The 19,864-nt window shown below is 39.3% G+C and carries 21 protein-coding genes; 4 read left to right on the top strand and 17 right to left on the bottom strand.

Going from position 1 to position 19,864, the window contains the following annotated elements:
* Nucleotides 1-35: 35 nt before the first annotated feature.
* Both KR50_RS09500 and KR50_RS09495 read right to left on the bottom strand, forming a co-directional pair.
* Nucleotides 36-404, bottom strand: coding sequence for a response regulator (locus KR50_RS09500; protein WP_041057674.1), 369 nt, complete (start codon nt 402-404; stop codon nt 36-38).
* An 82-nt stretch (nt 405-486) separates the two neighbouring features.
* The gene (locus KR50_RS09495) at nt 487-1,194 is read right to left on the bottom strand and encodes a cytochrome c biogenesis CcdA family protein (protein WP_041058205.1); all 708 of its coding nucleotides are present in this window, start codon (nt 1,192-1,194) and stop codon (nt 487-489) included.
* A 336-nt stretch (nt 1,195-1,530) separates the two neighbouring features.
* On the opposite strand from KR50_RS09495, the gene KR50_RS09490 reads away from it, so the two are divergent.
* Nucleotides 1,531-1,725, top strand: coding sequence for an aspartyl-phosphate phosphatase Spo0E family protein (locus KR50_RS09490; protein WP_041057672.1), 195 nt, complete (start codon nt 1,531-1,533; stop codon nt 1,723-1,725).
* A gap of 218 nt (nt 1,726-1,943) precedes the next feature.
* On the opposite strand, the gene KR50_RS09485 is transcribed toward KR50_RS09490, so the two are convergent.
* The 6 genes from KR50_RS09485 to yneA form a co-directional block, all read right to left on the bottom strand.
* Nucleotides 1,944-2,165, bottom strand: coding sequence for a YneF family protein (locus tag KR50_RS09485; protein WP_041057670.1), 222 nt, complete (start codon nt 2,163-2,165; stop codon nt 1,944-1,946).
* Nucleotides 2,166-2,342: 177 nt separating this feature from the next.
* Nucleotides 2,343-4,349 (bottom strand): transketolase, encoded by a 2,007-nt coding sequence (gene tkt, locus KR50_RS09480; protein WP_041057669.1) that lies wholly within the window; start codon nt 4,347-4,349, stop codon nt 2,343-2,345.
* Nucleotides 4,350-4,605: 256 nt separating this feature from the next.
* Nucleotides 4,606-5,933 (bottom strand): IS3 family transposase gene (locus KR50_RS09475; RefSeq protein ID WP_156969492.1). Its coding sequence is split into 2 segments (ribosomal slippage): nt 4,606-5,555 and nt 5,555-5,933, totalling 1,329 coding nucleotides; the frame shifts between segments, so codons are not numbered across the junction.
* A 187-nt stretch (nt 5,934-6,120) separates the two neighbouring features.
* The gene (locus KR50_RS09465) at nt 6,121-6,354 is read right to left on the bottom strand and encodes a DUF896 domain-containing protein (protein ID WP_041057660.1); all 234 of its coding nucleotides are present in this window, start codon (nt 6,352-6,354) and stop codon (nt 6,121-6,123) included.
* A 77-nt stretch (nt 6,355-6,431) separates the two neighbouring features.
* Nucleotides 6,432-7,085: a YneB family resolvase-like protein gene (locus KR50_RS09460; protein ID WP_041057658.1), complete on the bottom strand. Its 654-nt coding sequence runs from the start codon at nt 7,083-7,085 to the stop codon at nt 6,432-6,434.
* A 25-nt stretch (nt 7,086-7,110) separates the two neighbouring features.
* A complete protein-coding gene (gene yneA / locus KR50_RS09455) occupies nt 7,111-7,437 on the bottom strand; it encodes a cell division suppressor protein YneA (protein WP_052476926.1) in 327 nt (108 codons plus the stop codon).
* A gap of 162 nt (nt 7,438-7,599) precedes the next feature.
* On the opposite strand from yneA, the gene lexA reads away from it, so the two are divergent.
* Together lexA and KR50_RS09445 are read left to right on the top strand one after the other, a co-directional pair.
* Nucleotides 7,600-8,220, top strand: coding sequence for a transcriptional repressor LexA (lexA, locus tag KR50_RS09450; RefSeq protein WP_041057656.1), 621 nt, complete (start codon nt 7,600-7,602; stop codon nt 8,218-8,220).
* A gap of 152 nt (nt 8,221-8,372) precedes the next feature.
* Complete coding sequence (locus KR50_RS09445; RefSeq protein WP_041057653.1) at nt 8,373-8,993, top strand: 3'-5' exonuclease; 621 nt, start codon at nt 8,373-8,375, stop codon at nt 8,991-8,993.
* A gap of 377 nt (nt 8,994-9,370) precedes the next feature.
* Here the strand turns inward: KR50_RS09445 and glnA are convergent, their stop codons facing one another.
* The 4 genes from glnA to hflX form a co-directional block, all read right to left on the bottom strand.
* Nucleotides 9,371-10,705 (bottom strand): type I glutamate--ammonia ligase, encoded by a 1,335-nt coding sequence (gene glnA / locus KR50_RS09440; protein WP_041057650.1) that lies wholly within the window; start codon nt 10,703-10,705, stop codon nt 9,371-9,373.
* A gap of 32 nt (nt 10,706-10,737) precedes the next feature.
* A complete protein-coding gene (locus tag KR50_RS09435; RefSeq protein ID WP_041057648.1) occupies nt 10,738-11,133 on the bottom strand; it encodes a MerR family transcriptional regulator in 396 nt (131 codons plus the stop codon).
* A gap of 254 nt (nt 11,134-11,387) precedes the next feature.
* The gene (locus tag KR50_RS09430) at nt 11,388-12,659 is read right to left on the bottom strand and encodes a methionine gamma-lyase family protein (RefSeq protein ID WP_041057646.1); all 1,272 of its coding nucleotides are present in this window, start codon (nt 12,657-12,659) and stop codon (nt 11,388-11,390) included.
* 33 nt (nt 12,660-12,692) lie between these two features.
* Nucleotides 12,693-13,964 carry a GTPase HflX gene (hflX, locus tag KR50_RS09425; protein WP_041057644.1) on the bottom strand — a complete coding sequence of 424 codons (1,272 nt, stop codon included), beginning with the start codon at nt 13,962-13,964 and terminating at the stop codon, nt 12,693-12,695.
* Between the two features lie 219 nt (nt 13,965-14,183).
* Between hflX and KR50_RS09420 the strand changes: the two genes are divergently transcribed.
* On the top strand, nt 14,184-14,801 hold the full coding sequence (locus KR50_RS09420) for a trimeric intracellular cation channel family protein (RefSeq protein WP_041057642.1): 618 nt from the start codon (nt 14,184-14,186) through the stop codon (nt 14,799-14,801).
* Nucleotides 14,802-14,854: 53 nt separating this feature from the next.
* On the opposite strand, the gene KR50_RS09415 is transcribed toward KR50_RS09420, so the two are convergent.
* The 5 genes from KR50_RS09415 to KR50_RS09395 form a co-directional block, all read right to left on the bottom strand.
* On the bottom strand, nt 14,855-15,784 hold the full coding sequence (locus tag KR50_RS09415; RefSeq protein ID WP_041057640.1) for an AAA family ATPase: 930 nt from the start codon (nt 15,782-15,784) through the stop codon (nt 14,855-14,857).
* 92 nt (nt 15,785-15,876) lie between these two features.
* Entirely contained in the window at nt 15,877-16,113 is a 237-nt protein-coding gene (gene hfq / locus KR50_RS09410) for an RNA chaperone Hfq (RefSeq protein WP_041057638.1), read from the bottom strand.
* 49 nt (nt 16,114-16,162) lie between these two features.
* Nucleotides 16,163-17,092, bottom strand: a complete 930-nt coding sequence (gene miaA / locus KR50_RS09405; RefSeq protein ID WP_041057635.1) for a tRNA (adenosine(37)-N6)-dimethylallyltransferase MiaA — start codon at nt 17,090-17,092, stop codon at nt 16,163-16,165.
* A 48-nt stretch (nt 17,093-17,140) separates the two neighbouring features.
* Nucleotides 17,141-18,061 carry an alpha/beta fold hydrolase gene (locus tag KR50_RS09400; RefSeq protein WP_041057632.1) on the bottom strand — a complete coding sequence of 307 codons (921 nt, stop codon included), beginning with the start codon at nt 18,059-18,061 and terminating at the stop codon, nt 17,141-17,143.
* Nucleotides 18,062-18,077: 16 nt separating this feature from the next.
* Nucleotides 18,078-19,757, bottom strand: a complete 1,680-nt coding sequence (locus KR50_RS09395; RefSeq protein WP_041057630.1) for a glycerol-3-phosphate dehydrogenase/oxidase — start codon at nt 19,755-19,757, stop codon at nt 18,078-18,080.
* Between the last annotated feature and the right edge of the window lie 107 nt (nt 19,758-19,864).

Genomic DNA, 19,864 nt, shown 5'->3' with positions numbered 1-19,864 from the left:
CGCTTTAGGTGGACGTTTTCACGAGTGACCTGCTCTTAGTGGGAAGACTTCATTACTCTGTTTAAAGAATCAATTACTCTGCTGCCATCAAAAGGTTTAACGATAAAGTCTTTTGCGCCAGCTTCAATCGCTTCTATAACCATTTTCTGTTGTCCCATTGCTGAGCACATGATTACTTTTGCCTCAGGAAATTCTGTTAAAATCTTTTTGGCTGCACTTAATCCATCCATAACCGGCATAGTAATATCCATTGTTACAAGATCAGGCATTAAAGAACGGTACTGATCAATTGCTTCTTCCCCATTCTCCGCCTCTCCTATTACATTATAAACGGACTGACTGAGCATATTTTTCAGGGTCATTCTCATGAATTTAGCGTCATCTACAATTAAAACATTTACCATTTGTCTCACCCTTATTACTGAAGTATAGTGCAACTATACTACTGATCCAAAAGTCCTGCAACTATAAGGTGTGTATTTTTTACTAGAAACCTTGAAAATCTCCAAAAATGGGTGATAGCAATGTTATTATATAGGTCAGACCGTCAAAAAACAGTACGATCCCCATCACGATCATAACCCAGCCTCCGAAAACCATAATTTTTCGGCTGTTTTTTTTAATCCATTGCATTCGTCCAAGAAAAAATGAAAGGATAAAAAAAGGAAGTGCAAATCCTAAAAAATAAGCCAGCATATACAGCATGCCTGAACCGGGATTTGTATAAGCCAAAGCAGAAACTGCTACTAATATTGGTCCCATACAAGGAGTCCAGCCTGCTGCAAAAGCTAAACCAATCAGAGAAGATCCTACATATCCTGCAGGTCTGTTTTTAAACTCGAATCTACGTTCTTTCATCATAAATGCAGGTGTAATCAACCCAACAATCATTAATCCAAAAAAGACGATTAGGATCGACCCTATTTGTCGAATCGGATTTTGATACACAACGAAAAACTCATAAAACCATGAAGACGTAAAACCAATTGCAATAAAGACAAGGGAGAAACCTAATAGAAAAAACAAAGTATGCAGCATGCTTCTTTTTTGCATCATCCCATTTTCTTCAGAAAGTTCTCTGACGGACATGCCAGTGATATAGGAAAGAAAAGCTGGATAAAGAGGCAAAACGCAAGGAGAAATAAAGCTTAAAAACCCTGCAGCAAATGCAATGAATAAATTTAAATCTGTCAATTGAAAACCTCCTACTGCTCTTTTCATGAATGGTACTCTTTGATAAGTTTATCATTCCTGACGAAGCTTTAGTACAAAGGGAGTTCCAAACTTTTTGTGACAGATCATTTGACCATAAAATTGCATTCTATTCTAAAGCACATTACTCTCTCTGCCTTTTCTTCTACTCAGGAAACGAAAAAAACCAACTATTTTCATCATTAATAAAAAATACTTTATCCTGGTATATTTGCTTTGAAATATGTCTATAACTTTTGTATAATAGACTACAAGTTACAGCTATTACATAAAATGTATGGGTTCGATTCTGGATAACTCATCGAAAGGACAACCTATATGGCTGACCAGTACCGACTGCTCAAACAAATTGAAAAGAAAAGACAAGTACTGATCAATGCGGTGGCTCAAGAAGGTCTCAACTCCTCATTAGCAGTTCAATATTCTCAGGAGCTCGATGATTTGCTAAATCGGTATGATCGCTTGTTTACAAAAAATGCACATCCCTCACCTGGATCTTTTGCTCAGGCTTAAATTCAAGACTCATACAAAAAGCAATTGACGCTAACCTTTCCATTGGCGTTAATTGCTTTTTATTTACTAAATTTTCACTTTTTGTCAAATATTATATAGTATAAATAATTTTATTATGTAAACAACTTGTATATACCCCACTCATACAGGCTATCTAAACAAAAGTCGAATAATTTATTCCAAACAAAAAGCACTCCCAAAAGGAAGTGCTTGTACTCTTATTTAGACTGCTGCTTATTCATCGCACTCATCATCTGATTAATTTTCTTTTGGGAAGGTTTCTGTCCCATTTGCATCATCATCATTCGAAGCATTTGCTCATTAATTGGTGGATTTTTCTTAAGATACGTCATCATATACTTACGAGCGATAAAGAATCCAAGCGCAACACCTGCTAGCAAAGCCACGACAATTAAAACAATCGCAAGCCATAATTCCATCTTTCATTTCCTCCTATCAGTTCTCTCTATAAAAGTGTACAAGATCATACTAGATTATACAATGATTTCTTTCACCTTACTTAAAATATTCGCAAAGCTTCTTAAACTTTGCAAGTCTTAGTGTAATTCGATTCTTAGATGGAAAAAGCTGAAGACAGTTGTCTTCAGCTTTTTACCTTAGGATTGTAAAAGTGACTTGACTCTTGCAACAACATTTTCAACACTGAAACCATATTCTTTTAAAACGGTAGCTCCTGGTGCAGATGCTCCAAAAGTAGAGATTCCTAATACATCTCCTTCATCTCCCGTATATCTTTCCCATCCAAGCGGGGCTGCCATTTCGATTCCAAGGCGCTTTTTCACATTTTTAGGGAGTACAGACTCTTTATATTCTTTCGACTGTTTTTCAAAACGATCCCATGAAGGCATTGATACAACAGCTACATCAATATTTTCTTTTTGAAGTGCTTGTTGAGCTTCATAAGCTAAAGGTACTTCTGAACCTGTTGCTAATAAAAGTGCATCTGCTGTTTCTTTTTGAGCTGCAGACACCACATATGCACCTTTTTTAACACCTTCATATGCATTTTGAGCAGTATTAGGCAATGTTTTTAAATTTTGGCGTGTCAGAACTAAAACAGTTGGATGATCGGCTGCTTCAATGGATAATCTCCAGGCTGCAGCTGTTTCATTTCCATCAGCTGGACGGACGACAGATAAATTTGGCATTGCACGCAGAGATGGAAGCTGTTCTACCGGTTCATGAGTCGGCCCATCTTCGCCGACTGCAATGCTGTCGTGAGTGAAGACATATGTTACGGGTACACCCATTAAAGCGGATAAACGGATTGCCGGTCTCACGTAGTCACTGAATACAAAGAACGTTCCTCCGTAAACATGCAGACCGCCGTGGAGTGCCATCCCGTTTAAAGCTGCGCCCATGGCGAATTCACGTACGCCAAACCAAATATTTCTTCCTTCAGGTGTTTCCGCCGTAAAATCTTTTTCCTCTTTCATCATCGTGTTATTTGAACCAGCGAGGTCAGCTGATCCTCCAAATAATGTAGGAAGTGATTTAGCTAATGCATTTACGGTTTCACCGGAAGAGGCACGGCTGGCGATACTTTTTCCTTCTTCAAAAACAGGCAGTGAGTTCTCCCACCCTTCAGGAAGTTTACCTTCTAAAGCATTCTTTAATTCTTGAGCCAGCTCCGGATAATCCTGTTGATATGCAGAGAAACGGCTGTTCCATTCCTGTTCTGCTTTTTCACCGTTTTGACCAACTAATTCATTAAAACGCTCATAGACTTCTTCCGGAACATGAAATGCCTCTTCATATAACCATTCATACGCTTTTTTAACAAGCGTTGTCTCATCTTTACCAAGAGGAGCTCCGTGAACCTTTGATGATCCTGATCTATTTGGTGAACCAAAACCGATAACCGTCTTAATTTCAATCATAGTCGGGCGTGTTGAATCCGCTTTGGCCTGTTCAATGGCATCAGCTACATCTCCGACATCATTACCATCATCAACACGAATATACTGCCAATTGTATGATTCAAAGCGTTTTTTAACACTTTCAGAGAATGAACGATCAAGATCACCATCAAGTGATATATCGTTGGAATCATATAATACAATCAGTTTGTCCAGCTTCAAATGACCCGCTAAAGAAGAGGATTCAGAAGAAATACCTTCCATTAAATCTCCATCACCACACAAAGCATATGTATAATGATCCACTACATTATGACCTTCTTTGTTAAACTTCCCTGCAAGATGTTTTTCAGCCATGGCCATGCCTACTGCCATGCCTAAACCTTGGCCAAGTGGTCCCGTTGTTGCTTCTACCCCTTTGGTGTGATTATATTCAGGGTGACCAGGTGTTTTAGAGTCCCACTGGCGGAAATTTTTAATTTCTTCCATCGGAAGGTCGTAGCCCGATAGATGAAGCAAGCTGTACAGCAGCATTGATCCATGACCAGCTGACAAGACAAAACGGTCTCTGTTAAACCAATCAGGATTTTTAGGATTGTGGTTCATAAAACGTGTCCATAAGGTATAAGCAAATGGTGCTGCCCCCATAGGCAAGCCAGGGTGGCCGGAATTCGCTTGATCAATTGCATCAATGGAAATCGTACGAATCGTATTAATTGCTAGTTCATCAATTTTAGTAAACATCAACAACATCCCTTTCATCAACTTCATTTATGTTCTCTATTGTACGCAAAATCTTGGAGATGTACAAACATCTTCCTCAATAGAATCAATAAAACAACAAACGAAAGCTTGTATTTCCATTTTAAAACTAATGAACAACTTGTTTTAAAGCGTAAACAAGGAACAAAATGATCTAGTATGACAAAACAAAAGACCTGAGTCGGTCAAATGAACTGAGCCCCATTTAATGGACAGCTTAATAAAAGTACCCAGCAGCTTATGCTGCAATGAGATGACTTCGGTATTGTGCCGGAGTCATCTTTTTTAGGTTCCATTGCTTGCGTGAACCGTTGTAATAATCCATGTAAGTATCGATCAGACTTTTTAGTTCGGAAAGGCTGGTAGCCTGTTTAAAATCGACATCATCCTTGAAGTGACCAAAGAAGGATTCGATAGGAGCGTTGTCCAGACAATTCCCCCTACGGGACATCGATTGTGTCAACCCCATTTCCTTTACTTGTCGCTGGTATTCTGGATGAGTGTAGTGGAATCCCTGATCAGAGTGGATCATCGATTCTGGATGGATGTTTCCATCCAACGACTCTTTTAACTTCCTCAAAGTGTTGTAGACGATATCCATACTTATACTGGTCGTCACTTCATAAGCCGAAATTTCACGGGTGGCGACATCCTTCACGCAGGAAAGATACGCCATTTGCCCAGAACGATTTGGAAGGTAGGTAATATCAGTCACAAATACTTTGCCAGGTTCATCTTGTTCGAACTGACGGTTTAATAGGTTCGAACAGACCAGATGTTCCTTAGTTGCTTTGGCAATTTTCTTATAGGGATTCGCTCTCCGAATCTTCGCAAAGAGGTTAAATTTGCGCATGAGACGCAAAATTTTCTTATGGTTCATGGGCATTTCGAGTAATTCTACGAGCACCATATAGAACCCACGATATCCGATTTTACCACGATGTGCATCGTAGATGCATTTTAGCAGGAGGTAATCCCGGTAATCCTGTTCTTCGCGTATGGCGTGCTTCTCAGTCTTCTTCACCCAAGCATAATAACCACTTCGGCTGACATTAGCAGTCCGGCAAAGTGCCTGGACCTGGTTTTTTAGTTGGAACTTACGGACCACTCCATTAATTACTTCATACTTTTCTGCTGGGGTTAAAAGCGTTTCTTCGCCTGCCTCTCGAGCTCCTCGAGCTTTTTTAGGAGTTCCAATTCGGCTTCCAGATACTTGATCCGCGCCTCGGCTTTCTCCAGTTTCTTCTCATCCGAAATATCTTTCTCTAATGGTCGGCCGGTACTGTTTTTTCCTCGTCGTTCTTCGTAGAAGCCGTCTTCACCGTGGAGTTGATAGGACTTTCGCCAGCGTTTCAACGCACTTTTTGCTTTATCGGTGCCAATGATAGTCAAGTCAAAGCCGTTTTCCGTAAAGATTTGAGAAGGACCTTTTCCTTCTAAATTCTCTTTGACTGCACGTACTTTAAAAGCCGGCGTGTATTGGATAGAGCGATCAGATACGGAAACTGTATTGTTGTTTGCCTCCAAGAGCCGTCGCTGGTGTTCGTTAAAAATAATCTTACTCATATAAACCTCTCCCGTTCAACTAGATATATTCAGTATACCGGGGTCTGAAAATAGAAAAAACCCCCAAATGGGGGCACTTTTTAAAGTGTCTACCATTTGGGGGTCAGTTCAAAATACCCGATGCAAGTCTTTAAATCGCTTCATAAATAGTTATGCTTAAAAAAAGATCTATAATTATTTAACCTCTTTAATGTAATTTTCTTTTATTTTTCAAATCCTTTACCTTTTGAGGGGTTACGTCTTTTCCTTCAGGATCAATAACCTTTACGTTTTCGATTGTGTCTTTCATCGTTCCTCTGAAGGCTTTAAGATACTCTTGTCGTAATTTCTTTTGTTCCGCTAATTCTTCCTCAGACAGCATCTCTTTTTTTGCTTTATTAGATAATTGATTTATGCGTGTCAATTTTTCCTGTGATAGCATTGAATTCATCCTTTCGATTTTTGCATCAAATTAATTGTATCGTACAAAAAACTGAAAGGAATATCAAGAATCCTGATTTACTCTTCCGATTCCTCTAGAGAAAGCAGCTCCCTGTATCGACGATGAACGGTTGCTTTTGAAACATCGTGGCCCAGCCCCCTCAATGTCGCAGCAATGTCATGAAAAGTTAGTCCATTTTTTCTTAAGCGAACAATTTCATCAACTGGGACAGTTATTTTGTCACGGCCTTCCTTATTCCCCCGATTTTTAAGGTTTTTCTCAGGACGGAACCCTCTTTCAACTGCTCGCTTCATTCCCCTTTTAATTTTAAGATTATGAAGCTTCCTTTGATGTTCTTCAACCATACTGACAATTTGTAAAATCATCGTATCTGACTCAGAAAGCTGAAGTTCTCCATCATGACTGACAGAATAAATAGTAACTCCCTCTTTTATTAAGGTATGAATTAAAGCAATTTTTGCATTACCTCTGCCAATTCTTGTTTCATCCTGAATAAGCAGACCTGTTATATTCTCTTGTTTAATTAATTCTAATAAATAAAATACTCCGTCTCTTTCCAAATCGAAGCCGCTTGCCTGTTCTTTTATAGTATCAATTATCTCAAACCCATTTCTTTGAGCAAGCGAGATAAGCTCTTCTTCCTGACGTTTTAATGACGTTTCCTGAGATTCTTTTTCAGTGCTCACGCGGCAATATACAATGACTTTCATTTGTTAAATCCCCTTTTACATCCACTTATTCATTATCTGATGCGAGTATAATACCATCCTCATAATTATCTTCGTCCGATACTGGAAGCACTAATGTGTCTCCTTCTTTTATTATATGTGATGTAAGATTATTTTCTGTTGTCACCCATTCAATGAATTCTTTTTCAGATAACGCAAAAGCTTCACCATATTCTTGAGAAAGTTCCCACAAAGTATCCCCCTGTTGAACTTTAATTTCAACCAGGCCGCTTTCACTATCTTCAGTTGTGGAAAAAGTAAGATAAAGACCGAATACAAATGTAATGAAAATAAATAAGATAACGAATGAATACTTTTCTATTAGTTTCGACATTGTTCTACCTCCCAGACCGAATATTTGTTCGTATTTGTTGTAATTAGTATAAACCGAACACTTGTGCGGGTCAAGTTTAAAATTAGAACTTATGTTTGTATTTTTAAAAAACACATGGTATAATATAGGTAAGAATTGGATAATGAAAAGAGGGACGGTTAAATGAAAAAACTATCTAAAAGACAGCTGGATATACTTAACTTTATTAAAAGAGAAGTTAAAGACAAAGGGTATCCGCCCTCCGTCCGCGAAATCGGGCTGGCAGTAGGACTTGCATCCAGCTCGACAGTACACGGCCACCTGGCACGATTGGAAAATAAAGGTCTGATCCGCAGAGACCCTACTAAGCCGAGAGCGATAGAAATTATGAATTTGGATGAAGATATTATTCCGACTCAACGTGTGGTGAATGTCCCTTTAGTAGGTAAAGTTACTGCAGGCTCACCTATAACAGCGATAGAAAATGTAGAAGAGTACTTTCCTCTGCCTGAGCGGCTTGCTGCAAATGAGGAAGCCGTTTTTATGCTTGAAATTATGGGAGACTCCATGATTGAAGCAGGCATTCTAAATGGTGATTACGTTATTGTTAAGCAGCAGCAGTCAGCTAACAACGGTGATATAGTTGTAGCGATGACTGACGAGGAAGAAGCTACTGTTAAACGGTTTTTTAAAGAGCAGAATCATGTTCGTCTTCAACCCGAAAATTCATCAATGGCTCCGATCATTTTAAATTCAGTAAGTATCTTGGGCAAAGTGATTGGCGTGTATAGACAGGTTCACTGATTTAAACCGGCTAAACGTCCGGTTTTTTTCTCTTTCAAGCCTATTCAGCTTGTCCTTCTTCTATGCATTAATGTGCTGTCATATCGGCAAAAAGATCTATTTATCTTTTAAAATGATATTCATACATAATTATTTTCCGGAGGTTTTACAAAGTGAATTTCACAGCGATAGATTTTGAGACTGCCAACCGCAGCCGTAACAGTATTTGTTCTGTAGGCGTAGTTGAAGTTACAGATGGCATAATTACAAATGAATATTATTCCCTGATCAATCCTATGCAGCCCTTTGATGCAGTCAATTGTGGCATTCATGGCATTTTTGAACAGGACGTGAAATCAGCTCCTACTTTTTCTGAATACTGGCCTGTTCTAAAGGGTCAGCTAGAAAACAAAATGATTATAGCGCACAATGCCAGTTTTGATATGGGGGTTTTGCGGGCAAGTTTGGACGCATCAAACCACAGCTATCCAATGATAGACTATGGGTGTTCCTATATTCTCTCAAAGAAAGCTTTTCCTGCTCTTCAAAGCTACAGACTCTCTTCGATCGCATCAATGCTCGATATTCCGCTAATGCATCATCAGGCATTAGACGATGCCCGTGCATCTGCAAAAATAGTGCTTGAAATAGCAAGCCGTAAGGAAATCGCAACGATTGAAGATCTGCACGTAAAAATGGGGGTAACTGCGGGAAGCATTTTTCCTGGAGGATATCGCGCAGCATCTGGAGCTAAAAAAAGGGTTTCATCGAAACGTTCTTCTTATTACAGATAAAACTTTTTTCAATTCTTAAAAATTGTTTATTCGCATTTAATTTAGTGTAAACAATTACCATAGGGTGATAAAGGGGGATTTTTCATGCTTACGCTTTTCGCAGAAGCTCGAAGGAGATTCCAAGAAGATGCTGTCGTTCAGGAGCGTACAAAGGGGCGTAAAAACAAATTTAAGATGTCTCGGCAAGGATTAGGTTTAACAATTAAAACCTGATTAGCTTTTTTAAAATTTTGAATCACCCTATTTAATCCTCTTTGTGGCTGTTTATGTCATATAGAGGATTTTTTAATTGAGATTTTCGCGGTTTAAATCATTTTCAAAAAACCAAAAGAAAAACCCCTTCAAGCGCAAAGGCTTAAAGGGGTTTGGTTCATGGTTTAGTACATTTCCAAATACTGCTCGCGCTCCCATGGGTGCACTTGCGTACGGAACATATCCCACTCAATTTCTTTCGCTTCCACAAAGTGTTCAAAAATGTGACCGCCAAGGGCATTAATAATTACTTCATCTTTCTTAAGCTCTTCTAAAGCTGCATATAGTGTGCCTGGCAGATCTTTAATTCCCGCTTCTTCTCTTTCATCCTTATCCATAACATAAATGTTACGATCGATGGCATTTGGAGGAGTAAGCTGGTTTTTAATTCCATCAAGGCCTGCACTTAATAAAACAGCCATAGCAAGATATGGGTTCGCTGCAGGGTCAACTGATCGTACCTCAACACGAGTGCTTATGCCTCTTGATGCAGGAATACGAATCAAAGGACTGCGGTTTCTTGCAGACCATGCAATGTAACAAGGTGCTTCGTAACCTGGTACAAGACGCTTGTATGAATTTACTGTAGGGTTTGTTACTGCAGTGAACGCAGATGCGTGCTTAAGCGTACCAGCCATAAATTGACGAGCCGTATCACTTAATTGCAGGTCCCCATTTTCATCAAAGAAGGAGTTCACTCCTTGTTTGAATAGTGACATATTGCAGTGCATACCTGAACCGTTCACACCAAATAATGGCTTAGGCATGAATGTTGCGTGAAGTCCATGCTTTCTTGCAATCGTTTTAACGACTAGTTTGAACGTTTGAATATCATCACAAGCCGAGATCGCATCTGCATATTTAAAATCGATCTCATGCTGGCCTGGTGCAACCTCGTGGTGAGATGCTTCGATTTCATAGCCCATTGCTTCAAGTTCAATCACGATATCACGTCGGCAGTTTTCACCAAGGTCAGTCGGTGCAAGGTCAAAATATCCACCCTTGTCATTAAGCTCTAATGTAGGATTTCCATTAACATCAAGTTTGAATAGGAAGAATTCAGGCTCTGGCCCTAAGTTAAAATCAGTAAATCCAAGATCTTCCATCTCTTTAAGTACCCGTTTAAGGTTGTTTCGTGGATCTCCATCAAAAGGAGTTCCATCTGGATTATAAATATCACAAATCAATCGAGCCACTTTTCCATCTCCGGCAGTCCAAGGGAATACTACCCATGTATCAAAATCCGGATAAAGATTCATATCGGATTCTTCAATGCGAACAAATCCTTCAATTGATGAACCATCAAACATCATCTTATTGTCTAATGCTTTTTCAAGCTGGCTTACGGGAATTTCAACGTTCTTGATTGTTCCGAGGATGTCAGTAAACTGTAGGCGGATAAAATTTACGTTTTGCTCTTTCGCTAAACGAAGGATGTCTTCACGTGAAAATTTGCTCATTGGTTAAATTCCTCCTGTGTGTTATGTAGTAGTTATCGGAAAAAGCGTGACAGATCCCCTGCACGAAGACTTGAACGGCTGATTTTTCCTGGACTGAGCATTTCTTTTTTCAGTAAAGTTCTCAGTTCATCATCTGTCATTTCAGGTTTTTTGGCTACAGGATCTCTTTCGACTGATTCCTTTTGACTTACTGCAAGAATTTTTTTAATTCCTGCCATATTAATGCCCTGTTCTAGCAGATCCTTGATTTCTAAAAGTCTATCAATGTCGTTTAGCGAAAATAATCGGCGATTACCTTCTGTTCGAGCGGGTGAAATGAGCTCGTGCTCTTCGTAATAACGAATTTGGCGAGCTGATAAATCCGCTAACTGCATTACGATACCAATTGGAAACAACGGCATCGTCCGTCGAATTTCACTTCCTCCCATTAGTTAATCCCCTCTCTTTTCCCTATCGACATATTAATCTTATCGCACGGGAGAAAAGGTGTCAATAACATGTTAGGTTTTCTCACATTAAATAAATCATCATTCTTTGACACTTGTTACATTCCCCACTTTTTCTTTTTTTATGCATAGGATTGATTAATTATTATTTTTTATTTAAAATGCAGGTCTATTTTGACCGGCGTTCAATTCTCATTTAAACAATACTATTGTTCAGACATAGTCTGATTTAAAGTTTACTTAAACTTAATCTCCCCTTTTTCATAGCTCTCGTCTAATGCGATAGAAATGGCTATTTTAACATGCTCATAGGTTAAACCGCCTTGAATATAAGCTGTGTATGGGGGTCTCAAAGGTCCATCTGCTGATAATTCGATGCTGGCGCCTTGGATAAAGGTACCGGCTGCCATAATGACATCGTCCGAATAGCCGGGCATGTAGCTTGGGTAGGGAGTAAAATGAGCGTTAACAGGAGACGCTGCTTGTATGGACTGACAAAATGAAATCATTTTATCTCTTTCACCAAACTCTACAGCCTGGATTAAATCTGTCCTTGGTTCAGACCAGTGAGGAACTGTTTTCATTCCAGCCTCTTCTAATAAAGCTGAAGTGAAGACCGCCCCTTTGAGTGCTTGTGAAACAACATGCGGAGCTAAAAAGAACCCCTGATACATTTCCTGTAAGGAGTATAAGCTGGCTCCTGCTTCTGCACCTATGCCGGGTGCGGTCATGCGGTAGGAGCATTTTTGGATTAAATCAGAATGTCCTACAATATACCCTCCTGTTTTAGCAATGCCTCCACCAGGATTCTTTATTAATGATCCAGCCATGAGGTCTGCCCCAACATGAGTTGGTTCTAATTCTTCAACAAATTCCCCATAGCAATTATCAACAAAGACCACAATTGAGGGGTATTGCCTTTTTATTTCCTGTATTATCTTCTTAATTTCTTCTATTCTAAATGACGGACGTGATGCATATCCCTTAGACCGCTGTATTCCGATCATTTTTGTATTTGGTTTTATCGTTTTAAGAACCCTATCAAGATTTACCGACCCGCTTTCATTTAAATCCACGTGGTTATACTCAATATTAAACTCACGTAATGATCCGTTCCCGCTGCCTCTCAATCCAACAATTTCCTCAAGGGTATCATAAGGTTTACCTGTTATATAAAGTAATTCATCGCCAGGCCTCAATATGCCAAACAAAGCAATGGAAATGGCGTGTGTTCCGGATATAATCTGCGGCCTGACCAGACCAGCTTCTGCCCCAAACACCTTAGCATAAACCTGTTCAAGCCGTTCTCTTCCCTGATCGTCATATCCATATCCGGTTGAGGGGTTAAAATGACTGTCACTTATTTGACATTCCTTAAAGGCGGCAAGAACCCGGTATTGATTTATTTCTGCTCTGCTTTCAATATCACGATGAATGGATGCGATTTTTTGTTCTGCACGTTGAATATGGGGGGTTAATACCTCATGATTCTTTAAATAAGATTTCATTGTTGTACTCCTTTATTTCACAAAAACGGACATTTAATTGTCGTTCAGATTTTTGTGCTCTTTTATATAGCCGGTAATAGGTGAATCTTTAAGCATATAACCTGACAGTTTATATTCCTCTTTTTCTTCAATAAACGTCAGCTCTTTTATAACAGCTTCTCTTTTAAATTTTGCAAGGAGGCTGCCTTCATTTGATGACAAGACAATTTCAAAAAGAATCATTTGATCGATCATAGATTCTTCAATTTTATTTTTCAGTGCTTCTATGTCATTAGGATCAAAAGCAGAAATCAGCATCCACTGTTGATCTGGTAAAGCTGTAAATTCATCCCACACATTATCTTTTTTATTATAAACTGTCATATTTGGAATATGATCCATTTTAAGTTCTGCAAACAATTTGTGTACTGTTTTTTCATGTTCAACATAATCCGGATGTGAAGCATCCACTATATGCAAAAGCATGTCTGCTTCATTTACTTCTTCAAGTGTAGAACGAAAAGAAGCAATAAGCGTTGTAGGTAAGTCCTGAATAAATCCAACCGTATCTGTCATTAGCACAGAATAACCACTGGGCAGAAGAAGCTTGCGTGTCATCGGATCAAGAGTCGCAAAAAGCTGATCTTCTTCGAAAGAATCAGCTTCGGCAAGACGGTTAAATAATGTGGATTTACCGGCATTCGTATACCCCACCAACGCTATTTGGAAGACATTATTTTTTCTCCTTCGTTCTCTATACTGATCACGATGCTTCACTACTTGATTCAGCTGTCTTTTCACTTCAGCAATTTCATTTCGAATATGCCTGCGGTCAGTCTCAAGTTTCGTTTCCCCGGGTCCTCGCGTGCCGATTCCTCCTCCTAACCTGGAGAGTTCAATGCCTTGACCACCCAGTCTTGGCAGCATATATTCAAGCTGAGCCAGCTGGACTTGAAGCTTACCTTCTCTTGACCTTGCTCTTTGGGCAAAAATATCCAGAATGAGCTGCGTTCTGTCAATAATTCTTGCACTTAATACTTTGGACAGGTTTCGATTTTGACTGGGAGACAGTTCACTATTAAAAATAATGACATCAGGCTCATGTTCTTCTTCCAACGCCTGCAATTCTTCCACTTTCCCTTTTCCTATGTAAGTCCCTGAGTGGATCCGATCTCTGTTCTGGGTAAGAATAGAGACTACTTCCCCTTTTGCTGTTTCAGTTAATGCTTGTAATTCCTGTAAGGATTGCTGTATATGGTTGTCAGTTTGATTAAGTTGCACCCCAACTAAAATGGCTTTTTCTTTGTTGAAATTTTGATCTGTCAATTACATCCCTGCTTTCATGTCAATCTAATTTATCTTACCATACCTGAAGCTTATCACCTTCCTTTTTGCAGGAATTAGAAGTTCAGTTTTTGTCCTTTATAGAGTTTACACTTATTCTTTAATAATTCCCTAGTTCTCAAAAGAAAAAACGTTTAATTTCCGCCTTAACATGATACAATCGTGAAGGTTTTATTTGTTTAGAAAGGCCGGGTGAAAACGATGACCTGGGAAGTACTCAGTATAATAGGAACTGTAGCATTTGCGGTTTCCGGCGCAATCGTTGCAATGGAAGAAGAATATGATATTTTAGGAGTATATATATTAGGAATTGTAACAGCTTTTGGAGGAGGGGCCATACGTAATTTACTCATTGGAGTGCCTGTGTCTGCTTTATGGGAACAGGGAATATTTTTTCAAATTGCGTTATTATCCATTACAGCTGTTTTTTTATTTCCAAATAATTTACTGAGACATTGGAGACGGTGGGGAAATTTCTTCGATGCAATGGGGCTCTCAGCTTTCGCTATTCAAGGCGCCCTTTACGCTGTTGATATGGGGCACCCAATAAGCGCTGTAATTGTAGCAGCTGTTTTAACCGGCAGTGGAGGCGGAATTGTTCGTGATCTTTTGGCAGGAAGAAAACCGCTTGTACTAAGGTCTGAAATTTACGCAGTGTGGGCTATTATGGCAGGCTTTGTAGTTGGTCTTGGCATAGCTGTTGAAGCGTGGCAGCTATATGCGCTATTCATTCTCACGACCTCTTTACGTGTGTTCTCCTACCTATACAAATGGAAGCTCCCTTTTCGAAAGCTCCACGCTGTAAGTGAACACCAATAGATCTCTTTCTCGTATAACGAGCTAAAACCTGCACATCCAACTGTGCAGGTTTTTTAATCTTTCTCATTTAAGGCGATTAATACATCTTTTTCTGTCAGCATCATTAAATCCTGTCTGGTAAAACTTTGATTTTTTAAAAGCCTGACCGCTTGCGCACGGACAATGGATTCAATCGTATTTCTTATAAACCTTCCGTTGTCTTTAGCTGGAGAATGACGATCTGCTGATACATTTCGTATATACATTCCGATTCGATCAGCCCCTGCTGCTGTCAGGACAAATTCCTTTTCTCTGCAGAATTTTCTTGCTATTTCCATTAGTTCATCCGCGGTGTAATCAGGAAAAGTTACAACATGGGGAAATCTCCCTCTAAGACCGGGGTTTAGTCTAAGAAAATTATCCATTTCCGCACCATAACCGGCTAAAATAAGAATGAAATCATCTTTTTTGTCTTCCATGTGCTTTACAAGGGTATCGATCGCTTCCCGGCCAAAATCCTTTTCACCTCCCCTGGCTAATGAATAAGCTTCATCAACAAAAAGAATGCCGCCCATTGATTTTTTTATTAATTCCCTCGTTTTATTAGCGGTATGACCAATGTATTCACCAACCAGGTCGGCCCGCTCAACTTCTATCAAGTGACCTTTTGATAAAATATTTAACTCACAAAGCTGTTTCGCCATTATTCTTGCAACTGTAGTTTTCCCAGTCCCGGGATTTCCTTTAAATAGCATATGAAGAGCATGATGATCAGATTTTAAACCTAACTCCTTTCTTTTCTGATTAACAATACTCCAGGCAACAATATGCTTAATCATTTCTTTTACTTCCTCCAAACCGACAAGCTGGGAAAATTCTTTTTCTATATTTGTCCAAATAGGATGAAGCGGAGGATCGAGTGTTTTTTCAATTGTTCTTTCTACATCTGATTGAATGATCAATTTTATCTGATTTTTTCTTTCACTGCTGATCTGGCGGGTCACGCTGTTCACCCCACTCTTTAACCCAATCTTCTACACTATATGTATCAACATGTTAAAAAAGAGCAAAGAAAAAAGTGCTCCTAATGGAACACTTATTTTTCCGCTTCCGCTGTTTGAATTTTCACTGATTTAGAAGGAACAAATGTGGAAATCGCATGTTTATAAACGAGCTGCTGTTTTCCATCAGATTCTAGCAAAACCGTAAAATTATCAAATGCCTTTACCTGTCCACGAATTTGAAAGCCGTTTAAAAGAAATACTGTTACAAAAGCAGCGTCTTTACGAAGCTGATTGAGAATTTGATCTTGAATATTTATGGCCTGTTTCATCGTAAGCCTCCTCCGCTGGTCTTTAGTATCTAGTATTCTCTATGTACGCCTATTCTCCTGCTAAAAACCTCAGAATCTTCTCTTTTTTTTCAACCGGGTGTTCAGTGACATCGAACCAATCGATCTCCATTTTATTGCGAAACCATGTCAGTTGCCTTTTTGCATATCTTCTCGAATTTTGCTTTAGAAGCTCTACAGCCTGATGTAAACTGATTTCATCGTCAAAATATTTATACAGTTCTTTATATCCTATCGCTTGCACTGATTGAACATTACGAAGACCTGCTTCGTAGAGTTCTTTTACTTCTTCAATGAGGCCTTCAGCAACCATGTTGTCTACACGGGCGTTGATCCGCTCATATAAAAGGCTTCTCTCCATCGTTAAACCGATAATTGTATGATCATACAGAGGTTCAACCTTTTGATTTTCTTTCCATTCGGCTGGTGTTTTACCGGTCGTATAATAAACTTCCAGCGCTCTGATCACTCTGCGTTCATTATTCGGGTGTATTACATGAGACGTGGCAGGGTCAAGCATACTTAATTCATTGTATAAAGATAAAATCCCATGTTCAGCTGCCTTGTTCTCGAGATTTTTCCTTATCTCATTATTTTTCCCCTCGCTGGAAAATTGATAATCAAATAAAACGGATTGGATATACAGCCCTGTCCCGCCGACGATGATGGGCTGTTTCCCCCGAGAAGAGATCTCTTTTATTTTATCTCTTACTAGCTGCTGGAATTCAGCAGCTGAAAAAGATTCATCGGGATTTTTAAAATCCAGTAAATGGTGCGGAATATCCTGCATTTCTTCTTTTTTTATTTTTGCTGTGCCGATCGATAATTTTTTATAGATTTGCATGGAATCACCATTAATGATTTCTCCATTGAGCCGCTTAGCCGTTGATAGACTTAGATCTGTTTTCCCAACTGCTGTCGGACCAACAATTGCAATTACTTTAGTATTCTTAGTATCCATTTCATAACCATCTTTCACTCGTATAAGCTAGTTAAGCTAAGGATTCACTTAGTCTTTCCAGCTCTTTAATTTAGTCAAAATATCATTAAAAACAACCTGACGATTCGTTTCTTTTAACAACTCATGCCTGCCTTCATCGTACAACTTTACCTCAACATCTTCAACACCTGCTTTTTGAAGCTGCCTGGCAACTGCAAAAACTCCTTTCCCATCGTTTCCAACAGGATCCACCGCACCGCTGATTAAGAAGACGGGAACATAAGGAGACATTTTTTTAAGCTCACTTTTTCGATGAATAAGAGTTAGCCCTTTAAATAAATCTACATAAAATTTATGAGAACACGTAAATCCGCATAGTGGATCTTCTTCATACCGTTCAACTTCAGTATGATCCCGGCTTAGCCAATCAAGGTCTGTTTTGCAAGGGCTGAATCGATTATTGTATGAACCGAATGTTAACTTAGTTAAGATGTTCCCGGGAGAAGTCGGGGAAGTGAGAAAAGAAGCAGTGCTCGCTATCGTTTTACCCACTTCGCCCATTAACCCGCTAGGTCCTGCAGTTCCAATTAAAACAACACCCTTGCTTAAGGCTGGAAAGACCTGAATGCTTCTTCTTACTACAAATGATCCCATGCTGTGCCCGATTAAATAAATGGGAAGCGAAAACTCCTGGCGTATCCATCCATTTACATCTTTCACGTCATGGACAAGTCTTAAAAAGCCGTCGCCGTCGCCAAGATAACCCAACTGTCCATTGCGGGCCGCAGTTTTACCATGGCCTCTTTGGTCATGACCTATTACGTGATAACCATTTCCATTTAAGTATCGGGCAAATTCCTCGTATCTGGAAATATGTTCAACCATTCCATGAACCAGTTGAACAACTCCCTTAATCTGATCCGATTCAGACAGCCATTTTTTTAAATAAACCTCTATACCATCTGACGTTCTAAAGTAAGACCCTTCCAACCAAAAGCACCCCCGTTTAGGATTTTGCAGAAAGATTAAACGGTATGATTGCATCATGTATATCATTCTCTAGCTCTGCTTGATAAGCACGATACGTTTCGTCATCCCATTTTAATAAATTTTTCATAAGCTGCATGACTGGCTCTTGATACATTCTTACCCAATCAATGTCAAAATACAACCTGCCCGTTCTTCTAATAAAGAAATCAACAGGCTTAACAGCCATCTCCTCCTGAATTGCATAAACAACTTCGGCATATACAGCCGGCGTCATAGGAGCTTCAAAATTCACTCCGCTTGCAGCGTGAGCGAAAGAAAATAATTTATCAGTATTTGTGCCATAAAAAGCAGCCAGCTGTTTTCCTTCTTCTCTGGTTAATCCATATTGCACAGCTTCTTCTGCCTTTTGTTCCACGAAAGAAGTGTAGTTTTTTGAACCGCCAAAATCAGCTCCTGATAGAGGAAGATGTTCTGTTATACACTTGCCGAAATTTTGTCCGGTTTCTTTTTTAAGTCTTTTTGAAACAAGATCAACGACATGTTCGGACATTTTTCTATAACCAGTTAATTTTCCGCCTGCAATCGAAATCAAACCGCTGTCATGCTCCCAAACCTCATCTTTTCTGGAGATCTCGGATGGATCTTTGCCTTCTACATAAATTAAAGGACGAACCCCTGCCCAGCTGCTTTCCACATCATCAGCAGATACACTTACCTCTGGAAACATGTAGTGAATAGCGTCCAAAATGTATGAGCGGTCTTCCACTGTCATCTTAGGATTAGCTGTATCTTTGGAGTTATCATAAAATGTGTCCGTTGTTCCAACATAAGCTTTGCCATTACGAGGAATTGCAAACATCATTCTGCCATCTTGTGTATCAAAATAGATCGCTTGCTTTAATGGGAAAACGGATTGATCAAGAACAAGATGAACACCTTTAGTCAATTTTAACTGTTTTGCATTTTTGGAATAATCTTTATCCCGCACATCATCAACCCAAGGTCCAGCTGCATTCACCACTTTTTTCCCATTTAGCATCAACGTTTTCCCGCTTAGCTGATCAATAGCCTCTATGCCTGACACTTTCTTGTTATCGTAAGTAAATCGATCTGCTTTTACGTAATTAATAAAATCGACTCCGTATTCAGCAGCCTTTTTTATGATTTCAAGAGTAAGTCTAGCGTCGTCCGTACGATATTCTACGTAATATCCTCCGCCTTTTAGACCCTCTTTTTTTATTAGAGGCTCTTTTTGGGTAGTCTCTTGAGCGCTCAGCATTTTTCTGCGCTCCTGTTTTTTTACGCCAGCTAAATAGTCATATACACGAAGCCCTACTGATGTGCTCAATTTCCCAAAGGTCCCCCCTTTGTGAATAGGCAGAAGCATCCATTCAGGTGTTGTAACGTGAGCCGCGTTTTCATAAACAATCTCACGCTCTTTGCCAACCTCGGCTACAATTTTAACTTCAAACTGCTTTAAATAACGAAGGCCGCCATGTACAAGCTTAGTAGACCTGCTAGATGTCCCTCCAGCAAAATCCTGCATTTCAATTACTGCCACTTTCATTCCCCTTGAGGCAGCATCCAATGCAATTCCGGCACCTGTTATACCTCCACCGATTACTACTACATCATAAATTTCATTGCCCATTTTTCTCAGTTGTTCTTCTCTATTCACACTTGAAAATGTTGTCATTCTAAATCCTCCTTAAACGTCCTGTTAACCAAATTAAAGTCTCTTTAAATAGAAAAAAGAGAGACCGAATATCATTATGAACATTAGTATTCATAATGAATTCAGGC

Origin of the sequence: Jeotgalibacillus campisalis (assembly GCF_000829515.1) — a bacterium.
GTDB lineage: Bacteria > Bacillota > Bacilli > Bacillales > Jeotgalibacillaceae > Jeotgalibacillus > Jeotgalibacillus campisalis.
The sequence above is the reverse complement of the archived record's forward strand: the minus strand, read 5'-3'. Positions and strand labels throughout refer to the sequence as shown.